The organism is Dehalococcoidia bacterium (genome assembly GCA_041653995.1).
Classification (GTDB): Bacteria; Chloroflexota; Dehalococcoidia; order GIF9; family UBA5629; genus CAIMUM01.
The window spans coordinates 256,848-272,801 of the sequence record JBAZEK010000003.1; the positions used below are offsets into that span (position 1 = coordinate 256,848).

Sequence of the window (15,954 nt, forward strand, 5' to 3'; positions counted from 1 at the left end):
AAATTTTGAGTTATAAAATACTTGATGACAAAACTGTGGTCAACTACGTATTACAGCTTCCGTCACTGAGTAACTTTTTCAAAGGCGCCGATTCTTTAACCGCCCGCGAAGTTGGAGATGGCAATCTTAATCTGGTATTTATCCTGGATGACAGTAAAAAAGGCGTGGTTGTCAAGCAGGCAGTTCCCTACCTGAGGATAGCCGGCGACTCCTGGCCCCTGACCAGGGACAGAATGCGCCTGGAGAGCCAGGCACTGGCACTGCATAACAGCCTGGTCCCCGGCCTTGTTCCCTACCTTCACCATACGGACCTGGATATGTCCCTGGTGGTTATGGAATATTTAGGCCATCACGTTATCCTGCGGAAAGAACTGGTCAAGAGGAAACGCTTCCCTCTATTTGCTGATCACATCTCAACGTTCCTGGCGGAGACATTATTCAAAACATCGGACCTTTTCCTGAACGGAGGCGAGAAAAAGAAGCTGCAGGCAGAGTTCATCAATCCGGAATTGTGCAAAATCACAGAGGACTTCGTATTTACCAACCCCTACAAGGAATCCCATGAGAATAAATGGAATCCCGTCATTGATACTGAGATAAAAGCGCTCCGCAGTAATTCTAATTTGAAGGTAGCCATCGCAGAAATGAAAGAAGGATTTATGACCCATGGACAGGCCATCATCCACGGTGATTTGCATACCGGCAGCATAATGATTAATGAAAGCCAGACCGAGGTCATCGATCCCGAATTCGCCTTTTATGGACCAATGGGCTTTGATATCGGCGCAATACTGGGGAACCTGGTGCTCAACTATTGTGCTCATTTCATCCACACACCGGAACCTGTTGAACGAGCCGATTATCAGTTATACCTTCTGAATCTGGTTAAAGAAATCTGGAACAATTTCGCTCTTAAGTTTGATGATTTATGGCGAGAAAACAATAGAGGAGACCTCTGTCCACCAAGCTACTGGGACTACCCGGGCGGAGAAAGGGCTTTTGCGGATTATCGCCAGTGGTACATCAGACAATTGCTACGTGATACTGCAGGCTATGGTGGCTGCAAGATGATGCGGCGCATTACTGGAATTGCGCACGTTGAAGATATTGAAAGCATTAAGAATCCTGAAGATCGTGCAGTCGCTGAACGCCTGGCGCTGAAGATCGGGGCTCGATGGGTGATGGAACGGGCGAGCACTAATCGTATCGAAGACCTCATCGGCGTTGTCCAAGAAGTAATTGCAGGGGGTGACAGGAAAAAATGAAGGTGAACGGCAAGCATTACCGCACTATATGGATGGAAGGCCGGGTAGTAAGGACAATCGAACAGAGACTTCTGCCTCACAAATTCGAGATTGTGGATTTATCCGACCACCGAGCAACAGCGGTGGCAATTAAAACAATGGTGATCAGAGGTGCAGGGGCAATCGGTGCCGCAGCCGCCTATGGAATGGCGCAAATAGCATTAGAGGCACCTGCCATTGATTTCTGGAACTATGTCAATCAGGGAGCGGAAACCATAAAGCGTACTCGACCTACCGCGCAGAACCTTTTCTATGCAGTTGATAGAGTCTTCAATGCAATGCGAACGGCATCTGGTACGCAGGAGGCGCGCGATATTGCTCAGGAAATGGCACAGGAGATAGCCGACGATGATGCTGCCGCATGCCAGTCAATCGGGAACAACGGGGCAGAGTTGATCAAGGATGGCGCACGTATACTGACGCATTGCAATGCAGGATGGCTGGCTTTTGTAGACTGGGGCAGTGCCCTTTCGCCGATCTATGTAGCAGCCAGACAAGGCAAAAAAGTATTGGTCTATGTGGATGAGACCCGGCCTCTGTGCCAAGGCGCCCGCCTGACTGCATGGGAGCTGCAAGGTGAAGGTATTGAACATGTCATAATTGCTGATAACGCTGCCGGACACTTTATGCGCCACGGTGACATAGACCTTGTGATCACCGGCTCGGACCGTATTGCCGCAAATGGAGACGTGGCTAACAAAATCGGCACATACGAAAAGGCGGTGCTTGCGCACGAGAATGGAATACCTTTCTATGTCGCTGCACCTTCGTCAACCATTGACTTAAATTGTTCCAGTGGAGACGCTATTCCCATTGAAGAGCGCTCAGAGGAAGAAGTGCTCACTGCTTATGGATTGACAAAGAATGGAGTTTCCGCCAGTGTCCTTATACCGTACGTAGGGGCTCATGCCCGTAATCCGGCTTTCGATGTAACTCCGGCCAATTACGTAACAAGGATTATCACAGAAGCGGGTATTCAAATGCCGCACAGCATAAACACAGCAAAGACGGCATGATAAAGACGTATGCGAGAGCATAGGCGGCAAAATCCACTTTTCAAGCCCGGGCTGTTGCCGGTTTGTGTAGTGAATTCCTTATGCTTCTAGCTTTTTCTATATTCTTCGCGGAATTCGAGTACCATGCCACCGGGAGTTGTATCGAAGTAACACCAGCGCTCACCTTTGTAGCTGGCCTCAATCAGCATCTTATGTCCCTGTTTCTTAAGTTTTGATACTACTTCATCGTAATTGGATATGCCCCACGCTATATGGTGTATCCCCTCTCCCTTGGACGCAATGAAATCGGAATATATCGAACCAGGGCTTGTCGGCTGGAGCAGTTCAACCATTAAGGTCCCGAACTTAATAAAAGCGACCTTCATGGTAAACAGCTTTCCTACATACGGTTTTCCTCCCACAGGCTCATTCAAAGGTGAATACTGGATAATCTCCGGAGTTCCAATATCCCATATGGATGAAATGAACTCAACGGTTTTATCCGCGTCCTTAACTACTACACCTAAATGCGCCAGGTTTGTTAGAGGTACAATGCCATTTCCCAGTTTCATCATAGTGCCCTCCATACTTCATCTCTCTCATTTAGTTTCACGTACGTCAGTGCGTGATGACATCCATTCATCGTGAGTTCTCCCATCAACTATTATATGCTAACATGCGACTATATCAGACATTAATATAATTTTACAATACAAATGGTTAGCCCGTTTCTCTAGGATTTCCAGAGCCTGATAGCTGTGACCTGCCCTTCCGCGACACATCCGTTGTCAAGCAATTCACAGACAGTCCCCATATTATTAAGAACGTGCAATAAACATTAATGCTGATTCTCGGTCATTAATTCCAGTGAATTCACCAGTATCAAACAACCTGCCGGACTATTATCATCTTTACACTGAAGCAGCTAATGTTTTAGATTAGAGGCTACGTATAAAAGAAGATGTGAGGTATGTAATGGAAGATAAAAAATTGTCCGTAGGGGTGAAGATGGGTTACGGTGTGGCCGATTTCGGCGGTTGCCTGTTTTTCGCGGCCACTGCCTTTGTACTGCTGAATTATCTTACGGACACAGTGGGCTTGTCTGCAGCGCTGGCAGGCATCGCCCTCATGATAGGACGTCTCTGGGACGCCTTCTATGACCCCATCATCGGATATATCTCGGACAGGACCAAGACCAAAATGGGCAGGCGCAGGCCGTTCATGCTAGGCGGCGCCATACCCCTGTTCATAACTATGATAATCATGTTTACCAATCCCGCACTGATTATAGGCTCCGGCATCAGCCAGGCGGTGCTCTTCGTCTATACAATGGTCGTCTACATCATCCTCTGTACCGCATGGTCTACAGTCAACATCCCATACTCATCGCTGGGGCCCGAGCTCACAACCGACTACAATGAAAGGACTTCGCTAAACGGTTACCGCTTCGGCTTTGCCGCCGTCGGCACGCTGCTCGGCGCGGGCCTGGCATTACCCATAGTTGCAATAGCGGCGGATAAAAATATGGGCTTTGTGCTTATGGGCACCATATTCGGTGTAGCATTGCTTGTTTCAACCCTGGTCACGGTCTTTTCAGTCAGGGAATCCGCCGCAGTCAAGCCGGCCACATCCATGGGCTTCGTAAAAACATACAGTGAGGTATTTAAGAACAAGCCCTACGACTTCATTCTCATAGTCTATATACTCCATATAATAGGCATCACCATCGCCAGCGGTATAGTGATCTATTATTTCAAATATGTGCTGGGCGCCGAAGATATGACCACGTATGCCATGCTGATATTTATCGGTGTCGCAATGCTCTTCATCCCGGTCAGCGTTATCATGAGCAAGCGGACAGGCAAGAAAATGGTCTACGGCACAGGCTTTGTAATCATGGCAGTGGGGCTGATGGTGCTGTTTTTCCTGGGGCATACCCAGGGAATTGCTTTCAACCTGATCATGATGGCTTTCCTGGGAATCGGAATGGGCCTGCTTTATGCCATGCCTTATGCAATCGTGGCCGACTCGATAGAATATGATTATCTGAGGACGGGCGAGCGCAGGGAAGGCGCTTTTTTCGGCATCTTTACCTGGGGACTCAAAATGGGTCAAGCGGCGGCAAGTCTTTTGATGGGCATTACGCTGGAGGCAATGGGCTATGTGGCAAACGCCATACCGCAGGCAGCCAGCGCGCAGCTTGGTATCCGGCTCTTCCTGGGGCCTATCCCGGCCGCCGTTTTCCTCCTGGCGGCCGTGGTCATCTATTTCTACCCCATTACCGAGAAGCGCTATAAAGAGATACTTGCGGAGATCGCGGTCATGGAGGCTAAAACCAACCGCTAAAACAACGTCCGGGAGGCAGCCTTTGAAAGAGAAACTTGAGTTAAAAGACTTCAAGAACATCTTTATTGCCATCAGTAAAACACTGACAGCCAAACGGAATTATCTATGCGAGCTTGATTCGGTAATCGGCGACGGCGATCACGGTATAACTATTTCATCCGGATTCGAAAAGATCGTTAATACAATTGAAGACAGGGATTTCGCCGACTGCGCCGATCTGCTTAAGGCCGCCGGGTCCAGTTTTATGGCAACAGTAGGCGGAACCACGGGTCCGATCTTTGGCTATCTTTTTATCGAAATGGGCAACAAACTCAAAGAGATCTCAAAAGGAGAAAATATCCCTGTAGGGACCGATGAGTTTTCTATCATTTTTAAAGCAGCAATGGAGAAAATAATGAAGCTCGGCGGGGCCAAACAGGGGGATAAGACAATGATCGATGCGCTATATCCTGCCATAAATTCGCTTCATCAATCCACAAAAGAGAAGCTAACGCTGGCCGAAGCTTTCAGCTTAACGGCGGCAGCCGCCTTTTCGGGGGCGCAGTCTACTAAAGAACTAATAGCCGCAAAGGGCAGGGCCAGGTATGCGGGCGAGCGAGCAAAAGGTTATCAGGATGCCGGCGCCACATCTTTATACCTCATCTTAAACGAGTTTAACATCTATATAAACGGCCAATAAACATATTAATGGAGGAAGGCAATGGTTAAAAAACTTATCAACAATCCTGATGACATAGTCAATGAGCTGATAGAAGGTTTTGTACTTATCAATGCCTCCAAAGTTAAACGGATAGGCAACTCAAACGCTGTTGCGAGAATCGATGCGCCGGTAAAAGGCAAGGTCGGAATAGTCATCGGTGGAGGGGCCGGCCATGAACCTTTGTTTCTCGAATATGTAGGAGAAGGAATGGCCGACGCGGAGGCACACGGGCAGATATTCGCAGCTCCAGCTCCCGATATCGTAATGGATGCTGTGAGAGCTGCCGATGGAGGCCGGGGCGTCATCCTGCTTTACAACAATTATGCGGGAGACGTACTGAACTTCGGCATTGCCCAGGATATGGCCAGGGAAGAAGGCATCGAAATTGAAACCGTCCTAATAAACGACGAGATCTCATCCGCACCGCTCGACAGGATGGAAGACAGGAGAGGAACAACCTCTGATCACCTGATTATCAAAATCGCAGGCGCAGCCTCGGCTGCGGGGCTGGATATGAATAGCCTGGTCAAACTTCTAAGGAAAGCGATTTTTAATTCACGCTCACTGGGCGTTTCATTATCCGCATGCTCGCTACCCCAGACAGGACTGGCAACTTTCACACTGGAAGAGGGGAAAATGGAGTTCGGCATGGGCCTTCATGGAGAGGCAGGCGTGAAAAAAGTCGATGTAATGAACGCTGACGAAACCACAAAAACTATACTGGACTATTTGATTGCCGATCTTCCCTACAAAGCGGGCGACGGGGTCATAGTCGTGGTGAACGGGTATGGCTCCACCACCAGGATGGAGATGTTCATAGTTGCCAGAAAGATCTATTCGTATCTGGCAGAGAAGAAAATAAATATATACTCATTGGAAATGGGGGAGTTTTGCACTTCTCAGGAGATGGCCGGCATCTCAATTACCCTTATCAAGATCGACGCTGAGATCAAGAAATATTACGATGCAAAAGCCGTAAGCCCCTTTTACAAAAAATTGTAGATACTTTTGCACTGTTCTGAAACTGCACGGCAGCTTCCTCGGCAGGCCTACTCTGCAGGCCCTTCTTTCAGGGCAGCCAGATTGGCGACCTTGCCCGTTGTAACCTGCAGGGCCACGTGGGTCTGGCTCTTGCGAACACCCGCGATCTTGGGCAAGTAGTCCTTGAGGAATTTGGCCATGCTGGCGGAGGAGATGAACCAGGCGCCGAAGAGGATATCGAAGGGACCGGTGCAGAGCGCAACGAAGTCCACGTTGCTGCAGCTGGCCAGCGACTGCGTGATGTCGTCCACATGGGGCGCCTCCACCTCAAGCAGTATAAATGCCCTCACGGTGTAACCCAGCTTGGCCGGATCAGGTATCACCGACCAACTGATCACGCCCTGTTCTACCAGCCGGTTTATTCTCCGTCTGACGGTCTTCTCGCTCACACCCAGCTTGCGGGACAGATCTATATTGCTGCGCCGGGCATCCACCGCCAGCTCCGTTATCAACCTGTTATCCAATATATCCATGCTTCACATTATAACATGCCCGATTCCGGCGGCAACACATCTCCCAACGCCCTTTATGGACATCGCTAAAGCGGCGTAAAAATTTTTCCCGAGGTGGCCATTTTGCTTTTTTCGGAACCGTTTTTCAAAAGCATGCCCGGGGCAATCCCCGGCATGGCGCCTTGTGACCATATTTCGGCTTATTATTAATTATATTGTACGTTTTAAGGCATGATTATCCCTTGACAGTGTCGTTTTATGTGCATAATCTATAAGCAATTTCGACCGTTTCGTTAAGAGTTAGAGATGGATTTCGGCCTGGGACAAAGAGAGGAAGCGCTGAGGCTTGAGGTACGCGAGTTTGCCCGGCGGGAGATACCTGATACTTTCATAGCCAATTTTCTGGATGAGGAAAGCCGCGACGAGGACTGGGCCTTCAGCCTGTCCATCTCCAAAAAGCTGGCTGACCGGGGATGGCTGGCCATGGGCTGGCCGCAGCAGTACGGAGGACGCGACGCCTCCCACCTTGAACAGATGGTTTTCAACATGGAAGCCGCTTACCGCGGTGTCCCCGGACTCTCCATGGGGGTGAGCGGTACGGGATGGGTGGGTCCCTCCCTGATGCTGTACGGCAACGAGGAGCAGCGACGCAAATACCTTCCCCAGATATCCTCCGGCAGCCCGGACGGCGTCTGGTGCACGGGCTACAGCGAGCCCAATTCAGGATCGGATTTCGCCAGCATTCGCACATCGGCCGTGCGGCAGGGCGACGAGTATATTGTGAACGGCCAGAAGGTCTGGACCAGCTGCGCCCACCGCGCCAGGTGGTGCTGGCTGGCGGTTAAAACGGGCTTGAACGGGGGAAAGCCGCAGGACGGCATCAGCCTTCTGATCGTGGATATGAAAAGCCGTGGCATCAGCGTCAATCCGCTGCTGAACTACAGCGGCGAGCATATCTTCAACGAGGTCTTCTTCGACAACGTGCACGTGCCGGCCGTGAACCTGGTGGGCGAGGAGAACCGCGGCTGGTACCAGCTGATGAAGTCGCTGGCCTACGAGCGGCACAGCTTCTGCGGCCAGTCCTACGGCGCCGCCAGACGTATACTGGACGGACTGGCCGGATTCGCCACGCAGACCAGACGCAACGGCAGGCCCATAGCCGCAGATACGGCGGTCAGGCACAGGCTGGCCAATCTCGCCGTCGAACTGGAAACCCTCAAAATGTTCGCCTATGAGATAGCCTGCAAGCTAGGCGAGGGCGCGCTCCCGACATACGAGGCCTCCCGCAACAAATCGGTGGCCGACCACCTGCTGGAGGAGCTGGCGCTGGCGGGCAGCGACATACTGGGCGCCTGCTCTCAGGTGGAACGGCATTCCAAACTGGCCCGGCTGAACGGGCTGATACAGCGGCAATACCTGATGTCACCCGGCACGGCCATCGCAGCCGGCACGGATGAGATCGAGAAGAACATCATCGGCAAATTTAAGCTGGGCCTGCCCAGATCGTATTAAGGCGAGGGATATCTGAGTTGAACTTCAAGTACACAGAACAGCAGGATATGCTGAGGACCATGGCCAGAGAATTTCTGGCAACGGAGTGTCCCAAATCGAGGACACGCGAGCTGGAGAAAGACTTACGCGGCTATGACCCGGGCACCTGGAAACGCATGGCGGAGCTGGGCTGGCAGGGACTGCTGCTGCCCGCCGAATATGATGGCAGCGGCGCCGACTTCATGGACCTGGCGATCCTGATGGAGGAGATGGGCCGCAATATACTGCCCGGGCCGTTCTACTCCACCGTGGCACTGGCCGCGCTGCCCATCATGGACTATGGCGGCAAAGACCAGCAGGCCAGGTATCTGCCGGGGATTGCCCGAGGAGAAACGGTCTGGACGCTGGCCCTGGACGAGGACCCGTCGGACAGCGATTACGCGCGAATCAGTACATCGGCACGGGTGGAGGACGAATCTCACCTGCTCAATGGCGAAAAAACGCTGGTGCCATGCGCCGGCGCTGCCGACTATATGCTGGTCGCTGCGCGCATCAGGCGTGGCAGGCTGGCGGATAAAGGGCTGACGCTGTTCATCGCGGATATGAAGAAGCCCGGCATCGAGGTTGAGGCCATCCCCACCATCACGGGCGAGACGTTGTATCAGGTCAGATTCAAGGACGTAAAGCTGGACGGCGGTGACGTGCTGGGAGCGGCGGGCGCGGGGGAAGATATCCTGGAACGACTACTGGATAAGGCCGCCCTGTTGAAATGTGCGGAAGTCTGCGGCGCCTGCCAGGCGCTGCTCGAGATGAGCGTCGCCTATGCCGGAGAGAGGAAGCAGTTCGGCAAGCCCATTGGCACCTTCCAGGTAATACAGCACAGGCTGGTGGACATGCTGATACAGGTGGAAGGGCTGCAACACCTGGTGTACCAGGCCGCCTGGATGATGAGCGCCGGGGTGGACTGCTCCGAGCAAATCGCCATGGCCAAAGTCAAAGCCAACGAAGTTTATCAGCACGCGGCACTGGACGGCATCAGGGTGCACGGCGCGATTGGATTTTCGCTCGATCACGATGCGGGCCTTTACTACAGGCGTGTGCTCGCGTCCAAGTTTTTCCCCCGCGATGCCGGACACTACCTGGAAAAAGTGGCCGCGGGCATCGGTCTGTAAGCGGCGTCCCGCCCTCAATTACGATCACTTCTTCTCTGCTTTTCCCCTGTTTGCATTTTGATTATATTTGAATTACGTTGCTATAATGGATACGTAATGAAGGTGAACAGGAACAATCTGAACGCCTGCTACAACTGCGGCACATTGAATGTCACAGGGGTCAAGTCATGCTGCAATTGCTATGCGGTGCAATATTACAATTGCCCGTATTGCCAGGCATGGGTGGACAACTCGTTCGCCAATTGCCCATGCTGCGGGAAAAAGCTCAACTGGCCCAGGGAATCTTACGGCCCCGAGTACGCGTTCAGCCAGAATAAGTCCACATCATCCGCCGTGGTCTTCCTGCTGCTGTGCGTCGCCGTGCTCTCTATAGTCGCCTTCAACCTGATTACAAACCATACGAACACGGACGTGATTATGAATACGCCCGGCGTTGCCGTATCGAGCGACCTGCCGGCTGAAGAGATGAAAGTGGCGGCACAGCCCGCCGTCCAGGATCCTGCCGCGGAGCCGCCTGCAACGGCTCAACCAGACCCCGCCCTATCAGGGGACGACGTGGATATCGTCGTGGATAACGCCGGGACATCAGGCGCATACCTGGTGCCCGATACCCCTCAATATACCCCGGTCAATGCGGCTTCCACGGGGACCTATACGCCCAGGACCAGTTCCTACTTGAAAACAGTGTATCCCAACTGGGGACACTGCAGCGGCGGCAGCTGCAGCGGCTACTATCAATACGGTCAGTAGCCCGCTACGACTTAAGCGCCGAGATCTCGAAGGGGCAGAAAATGGCGTTGGAGAGGCAGACCGCCTCGCAGATGGCGCACCAATCGCATTCACCCACCGGCTCCAGGGCGATGCGTCCGTTGCTCAGATACAGCGAGCCGCTGCCGCAGACATCGACGCAGAGTCCGCATCCATCGCAGTTTTCAGGGAACAGTACAGGATATTCTCCACGCTCATTGCCGCGCACCAGTTTACCGGCTATAGCGGCATGAACGGTTGCGTCTACGTCTGCCGCATCGGCACCCAGCGACTTTAACGTCTGCCAGCGGCCGTTGTTCTTTCCTATGGCCATCTGGTGACAGCCGATCACATCGATCATCTGTGAGGCGCTTATTTTGAGCAATGGATAGCTGCAGAGCACAGAAATGCTGTGACCGACTATTGCCCCGTTGATGTCGGACTCGTAACCCATCAACGTTTTCCAATCGGTAGCATCCATCCAGCCCACATCGCCGCTGACCCTGAGGCCGCTGTAACCGCCGTCGGAGGCCTGTTTAACCTTCTCTATCCATCTCTCCAGTACCTGGCGAGGATTAAACGTGCCCCCGCGCAGATACCAGTCGTAACAGCTGATAAACTCAATCTGCGATTGCGCCTGCCCTGCACCCGGGCCCTGCAGCTTTTTACCCAAGGCTTTGCGCGCCTCTTTTTCCACGCTTCCGTCAGCGGTGACCCAGATACAGGTTTGACCTTTGTTAATACCGGAAATGAAATAATCCGCCGCAAGATCAACGAGGTCGTTCTGAGACTGATAAAAGAGACAGTCATGAGAGCCCCTGCGGGCTTCCGTGACCAATTCCACAGCGTTTGTCCTGTCCATCGAGATACGCCTGTTAGGATTTTAGCACAAAATGCGGGCGGAGTATCAATTATCAGTGCTACAATATCCCGTGACAGCGGCCTGACGCTGTACACCGTATATGTAGGAACACAATATCCGGCAATAAATACACTTTAATTACGGGAGGTAGCTGATGAAAACATTAGACGGTGCAAAAAAGGTCCTCAATTCAAGCATGTTAACGGACTTCAAGGCATTCATCATGAGGGGCAACGTGGTCGACATGGCGGTCGGCATCGTGATCGGCGCCGCCTTCGGCGCCATCGTAAGCTCGGTCGTTAAAGACGTAATGATGCCCCCAATCGGACTGCTTCTGGGCAACATCGACTTCTCGAACCTGTCTATCGTCATAAAAGAAGGCACGATGCCGGGCCCCTACAGCTCTCTGGCAGCCGCCCAGGCCGCAGGCGCGGTTACCATTAACTACGGCTTGTTCATCAACACCCTCATCAACTTTCTTATCATAGCCGCCGTGGTGTTCTTCTTTATAGTACGCCCGTTAGCCAGGCTGCAGCCGAAAAAAGAAGGTGCACCGGCAACCAAGGATTGTCCTTACTGCGCGACGTCGATCTCCGTTAAGGCCATTAAATGTCCCAACTGCACCTCGGAACTGAGTTCCTGAAATCCGCGAAGAGCCTGTCCAGCACGAGATGAGGAGCAGCGTGATATACCCTGTCTGGCGCTCAGGTTAGCCTGATGTTTTTCATCAATTTCGACCCCGCCTTATGAAACCTGGGCTGGTAGAAGAGGTATGGCTGGATCGGGTATTTGCTGCCCTTTTCATCGGTCTCCTTCAGCCCGATCAGCAGGTCCTGCAGTTTCGCCGCCGGCAACGCAAAAACCATCTCGTCATCGCCAGCCAGCCCCAGCTGCCTCTCCCCACGTCCGGGGACGATATACATAGCCCGTTTGGATATGGACGGTATAATTATTTCATTCACACATGACAGGCCGAAATGCGCTTGCGACTCGATCATCCTGCCTTCTATATACACCATCGATTGGATCAACCTGGTGATCTGCGCGGGATTACCGTATATCAGGATGACGTCGGGATCTTCGATCAGCCCGGCGGCCGCCGTCGTTACCAGGATTCCCCGGGCTGTGAATTTGCTTTCGCCACTGAGAAAAGGCTGTGTCTTTATGAGGTCCCGTGCTTTCTGGCTGTCGGCTACATAGCCGCCGGAGACCATTAAATCGACCAACTCTTCCTCACGGTTAAGGTCGCCCAGATCGCCCCATCCAAATGCCAGCAGCGCCGCGGCGCAGTTGACATCCTCCGGCCTCACAGCCATGCTGAAGCCCCATTTTCTAACGATCGTATTAATCTGACAGAAAGGCGACTTGATGCCCATATCGCCCGGCCTCATAAAACCCTGCGGTATCTCCTGGCCTGCCTGTAAATATTTGATTGCCAGCGGATGCGACTGTACCTTGAGATACTGCAATAATGCATCCGACGCTTCTTTCAGGTTAATCACAGCGGTAACCTCCCTCTTAATCGTTATACGCAGCCCGTCGGTTTGGGCAGTCCGGCCACCTTGCAGGCGCCTTTGGCGGGACCACTGGGGAAAAGCTTGTTGATGGTTTTCAGGTCGTATCCGGTTCGCCTGATGACCATCTTGATGGGCGGGGCGATGCCGAGTTGTGCATAACACTCGCGGATATAGTCGACCACCTTCCAGTGGTCTTCGGTCATGGGATATGCGCTCTCGGTCCTGGCGATATCCTCGGCCACAGCCCTGTCCCATTTCTCCGGCTCCTGTATGAAGCCGTCCCGGTCAACCCTGATCTCGCGTCCACCCAGGGTGACAATGAACGTATCAACCTTAACACCGGTTGTTTGAGATCCTGTGAGGGAAGCGACGATCTCGGCAGCATCCCTGACAACTTTGGGGCAGACCACCTGCGGCGACTGCGGGCCGCCTTTTTTCAGGGCTGCATGAAACGCCTCGCGGTCATCTATGTCGAAGCCCAGCAGTTCGCGGCATTTGATCGTCCCGTTGCGTGCCTTGAACTCAGCCGCGAGCTCCAGAACTTTATCATAGGCCTTTCTATTGGACTGTGAGCCGTCGTTCACGGTCATACCATAATGCAGCCCAATCACGAGCACCGCTCCAGTCACCGCGCCGCAGGTCTCCCCCAGGTGTCCAATGCCACCCCCGAAGGCGGCGCCCACCCGGTAGGCCATCACTGTATCGAGCCCGTAGTCCGCACTGAAGGCGGACAGAACAGCCTGTGAACAGTTGAAGCCGCTGATAAAAGTATTTACTGCTTCGTCAACCTTGCTCATCTCAACTCCTCCCACGCACGTAATAGCCCGCTATTGAGTGGTGATACGTCCCTCAACTGCCGGATTGACCGGTGAATTGCGCTCGATATATTCCCTGACCACATCGTAGTCCACGAAGCCAGGGTACTCGACATTCGTCCCTTTCTGGAAAACGGTGTAGCCGTCGCCGCCCTCCTGCATATACCTGCTGGTCGCGATGCGGTAGAAGGTGGACCTGTCCAGCGGCTGATAGCCCTCGTCTGTTTTCACTTCCACACTGCGGACGCGCGTGCCCGGCTCATTACCGATGACCCAGGTGAACCTCATGCCGGCCACCTGGGGGAACCTGCCCTCGACATCTTCGACCTTGCTGACCCCGTTTTCCAGCGCAGCCACCAGGTCTTCCCCGCTAAGGTCGAAGACCACCATATCGTTGTTGAAGGGTATGGCCGTCTGAAGCTGCCCCATGCTGATATCCCCCGCAGGTATGGTGATGCGGATGGCGCCTCCGTTGACTATGGCTATGTTTGCCTTCACCGGCGCAGCCTTGGCCAGCATGGCGTCGGCCACAAGGTTGCCGAAATTGGTCTCCTCAGTCCTGACATGGGTGCGCTCCGCATCCAGGTCCACCAGCGTCTTACCCATTATGGTCTTCTGCAACTGGTCGATGGGGGCATTATATTTCGCCAGCATGGCGGCGTACTCCGGCTCTTCGGCTGCTTCTTTGACGGTATACAGCGAGCCGGACTGCTTGACTATCACACCGTTTTTATCGAAGGTTATGTCCAGCCGGCCCAGGTACTTACCATATGCCTCGGCCTGTACCACCAGGGTCGGCTCTTTATCTCCCACCACCGTGGGATAGACATCGGGCAGGGTATGGCTGTGCCCGCCCAGTATAAGGTCGATGCCGCTGACCTGCATGGCCAGCTCCGTATCATAGTCCCAGCCGATGTGCGTGAGGGCGATGATCTTGTTTATGCCCTTGCTCTGCAGCAGGGACACGCTCCGGCGGGCCGCGGCGACATGGAGGGCGATGGGAATGTTTTTGCCGGGGTCGGATATCTCCGAAGTGTCCTCAGTCAGCAGGCCGAAAACGCCGAATTTCTGCCCGTTCTTCTCCACAATCAAATACGGGCCAATTTTCCCGCTCAGCTCCGGTACTCCCGAAAAATCAAAGTTGCTGCAGACGATGGGGAAGCCTGCCTTCGCCACGAAGTCATTTAGATACTGCGGCGTTTTCTCATAGTTATCGAACTCATGGTTGCCCAGCGTCATGGCGTCGTAGCCCAGCGAGTTCATGAACTCCAGGTCGGCCTGGCCCTTCATCAGGCTGAAATAAGGCGTGCCCATAAATACATCGCCGCTATCAAACATCAGTACCCTGTCAGATCCTACTTCGTCGCGCACCTTTTTAACCAGCGTGGCGCGGCGCGCGACGTCCTCAAGGTGCGCATGTGTATCGTTGATGTGCAGTATGGTTATCTCAACCGGCGCGGACGGCGCCGCCGGAGCGGGCGGGATAGCCGCGCCCGCACAGGAAACGAAAGCGACAGCGATAATTGTGATGATCGCACAGACAATAACCTGTTTTTTCAGCATCATAAACATAGTAATTCAGTATAACACAGGAACAACAGGTGCAGAGCTGTTAAATCTGATATGATAGGGTACCGACACAACGACACGAGGAGGCTGGGAAATGTGCGAGTTCTGCCACAAGCACGGAGAAGGGAAAATCTGGTACAAACAGGCTTCCAACTACTCCGAGGACCTGCTGTCCGATATACGCCGCCGCGAATTCGTGAAGGAGTTCTTCCTGCACCCTGAGAAAATACTGGAAGATGAGAAAATGGTGCTGCAGCTCAACCGCCTCCCGTCTTTTATCAGGGCCATAGTAATGCCCTTCGCCATCGGCCGTCAGAAGAGGACGCACTACGGGCAGGTGGTGCCCATCGAGGACATCGACCATGTGCTGGGCTTTGTCAACTCCGTCACCCGGCTGCCCTGTATCTGCCGTCAGGTCACCGTAGGCAGTGAGCAGCGCTACTGCTACGGATTCAGCATGGTGCCTCACGCTGAATCACAGATGGGACAGATGATACGCTCACTGGGCGCGGAGTACCTGACAGGGCCATCCACCTCCGGCCTTGAGGAGCTGTCCAGAGAGGAGGCCGCTAAAAGTATCCGCGACCTGGAGAAGAAAGGCTGCTGCCATACTGTCTGGACCTTCATGACGCCCTTTATCGGCGGCTTCTGCAACTGCGACCGCGCCGACTGCATGGCGATGAAGGCCACCGTAACACTGAACTTCCCCGTGATATTCCGCGCGGAATATGTCGCCCTGGTGGAACCGGACCTGTGCAACGGCTGCCGGCAGTGCATGCGCGCCTGCCAGTTCGGGGCCATGGGCTACAGCATCGCGCACAACAAGGTCACCATCGACGCGAGCAGGTGCTACGGCTGCGGTATCTGCCGTTCCAGCTGCACTAAAGAAGCCATAAAGCTGAGCGACCGCTCCAGAGTGGCTCTGGCGGCCGGCTTGTGGTAG

16 protein-coding genes are annotated in these 15,954 nt (G+C 53.5%); 10 read left to right on the forward strand and 6 right to left on the reverse strand.

The annotated features are described in order from the left end of the window. Window positions 1-5: 5 nt before the first annotated feature. Window positions 6-1,265 carry an S-methyl-5-thioribose kinase gene (gene mtnK, locus WC359_10365; protein MFA5400834.1) on the forward strand — a complete coding sequence of 420 codons (1,260 nt, stop codon included), beginning with the start codon at window positions 6-8 and terminating at the stop codon, window positions 1,263-1,265. After that, a complete protein-coding gene (gene mtnA, locus WC359_10370; GenBank protein MFA5400835.1) occupies window positions 1,262-2,320 on the forward strand; it encodes an S-methyl-5-thioribose-1-phosphate isomerase in 1,059 nt (352 codons plus the stop codon). The genes mtnK and mtnA overlap by 4 nt, the downstream gene beginning before the upstream one ends. 86 nt (window positions 2,321-2,406) lie before the next feature. Here mtnA and WC359_10375 read toward each other — a convergent pair whose 3' ends face one another. Further along, window positions 2,407-2,874 carry a VOC family protein gene (locus WC359_10375; GenBank protein ID MFA5400836.1) on the reverse strand — a complete coding sequence of 156 codons (468 nt, stop codon included), beginning with the start codon at window positions 2,872-2,874 and terminating at the stop codon, window positions 2,407-2,409. Between the two features lie 400 nt (window positions 2,875-3,274). Here WC359_10375 and WC359_10380 point away from each other — a divergent pair, with 400 nt between their 5' ends. The 3 genes from WC359_10380 to WC359_10390 are packed head-to-tail and all read left to right on the forward strand — an operon-like array spanning window position 3,275 to window position 6,347. After that, entirely contained in the window at window positions 3,275-4,645 is a 1,371-nt protein-coding gene (locus WC359_10380; GenBank protein ID MFA5400837.1) for an MFS transporter, read from the forward strand. Between the two features lie 22 nt (window positions 4,646-4,667). Further along, a complete protein-coding gene (gene dhaL, locus WC359_10385; protein ID MFA5400838.1) occupies window positions 4,668-5,324 on the forward strand; it encodes a dihydroxyacetone kinase subunit DhaL in 657 nt (218 codons plus the stop codon). 21 nt (window positions 5,325-5,345) lie between these two features. Beyond that, window positions 5,346-6,347, forward strand: a complete 1,002-nt coding sequence (locus WC359_10390) for a dihydroxyacetone kinase subunit DhaK (GenBank protein MFA5400839.1) — start codon at window positions 5,346-5,348, stop codon at window positions 6,345-6,347. Between the two features lie 47 nt (window positions 6,348-6,394). Here WC359_10390 and WC359_10395 read toward each other — a convergent pair whose 3' ends face one another. Beyond that, the gene (locus tag WC359_10395) at window positions 6,395-6,859 is read right to left on the reverse strand and encodes an Lrp/AsnC family transcriptional regulator (GenBank protein MFA5400840.1); all 465 of its coding nucleotides are present in this window, start codon (window positions 6,857-6,859) and stop codon (window positions 6,395-6,397) included. Between the two features lie 285 nt (window positions 6,860-7,144). Between WC359_10395 and WC359_10400 the strand changes: the two genes are divergently transcribed. The 3 genes from WC359_10400 (at window position 7,145) to WC359_10410 (ending at window position 10,251) form a co-directional block, all read left to right on the forward strand. Continuing rightward, window positions 7,145-8,350, forward strand: a complete 1,206-nt coding sequence (locus WC359_10400) for an acyl-CoA dehydrogenase family protein (GenBank protein ID MFA5400841.1) — start codon at window positions 7,145-7,147, stop codon at window positions 8,348-8,350. 17 nt (window positions 8,351-8,367) lie between these two features. Then, the gene (locus tag WC359_10405) at window positions 8,368-9,501 is read left to right on the forward strand and encodes an acyl-CoA dehydrogenase family protein (protein MFA5400842.1); all 1,134 of its coding nucleotides are present in this window, start codon (window positions 8,368-8,370) and stop codon (window positions 9,499-9,501) included. A 96-nt stretch (window positions 9,502-9,597) separates the two neighbouring features. Further along, a complete protein-coding gene (locus WC359_10410; GenBank protein MFA5400843.1) occupies window positions 9,598-10,251 on the forward strand; it encodes a zinc ribbon domain-containing protein in 654 nt (217 codons plus the stop codon). Window positions 10,252-10,255: 4 nt separating this feature from the next. Here WC359_10410 and WC359_10415 read toward each other — a convergent pair whose 3' ends face one another. Next, entirely contained in the window at window positions 10,256-11,110 is an 855-nt protein-coding gene (locus WC359_10415; GenBank protein MFA5400844.1) for an MEDS domain-containing protein, read from the reverse strand. A gap of 196 nt (window positions 11,111-11,306) precedes the next feature. Here WC359_10415 and mscL point away from each other — a divergent pair, with 196 nt between their 5' ends. Beyond that, window positions 11,307-11,753, forward strand: coding sequence for a large conductance mechanosensitive channel protein MscL (gene mscL, locus WC359_10420; protein MFA5400845.1), 447 nt, complete (start codon window positions 11,307-11,309; stop codon window positions 11,751-11,753). Between the two features lie 61 nt (window positions 11,754-11,814). Here the strand turns inward: mscL and WC359_10425 are convergent, their stop codons facing one another. From WC359_10425 to WC359_10435, 3 genes are read right to left on the reverse strand one after another with little or no spacing between them, the layout of a single operon-like run. Beyond that, the gene (locus WC359_10425) at window positions 11,815-12,612 is read right to left on the reverse strand and encodes a DUF169 domain-containing protein (GenBank protein ID MFA5400846.1); all 798 of its coding nucleotides are present in this window, start codon (window positions 12,610-12,612) and stop codon (window positions 11,815-11,817) included. A gap of 23 nt (window positions 12,613-12,635) precedes the next feature. Then, on the reverse strand, window positions 12,636-13,424 hold the full coding sequence (locus tag WC359_10430; protein MFA5400847.1) for a TusE/DsrC/DsvC family sulfur relay protein: 789 nt from the start codon (window positions 13,422-13,424) through the stop codon (window positions 12,636-12,638). Window positions 13,425-13,454: 30 nt separating this feature from the next. Beyond that, window positions 13,455-15,008: a 5'-nucleotidase C-terminal domain-containing protein gene (locus WC359_10435; GenBank protein MFA5400848.1), complete on the reverse strand. Its 1,554-nt coding sequence runs from the start codon at window positions 15,006-15,008 to the stop codon at window positions 13,455-13,457. Window positions 15,009-15,105: 97 nt separating this feature from the next. On the opposite strand from WC359_10435, the gene WC359_10440 reads away from it, so the two are divergent. Next, window positions 15,106-15,954, forward strand: a complete 849-nt coding sequence (locus WC359_10440) for a 4Fe-4S binding protein (protein MFA5400849.1) — start codon at window positions 15,106-15,108, stop codon at window positions 15,952-15,954.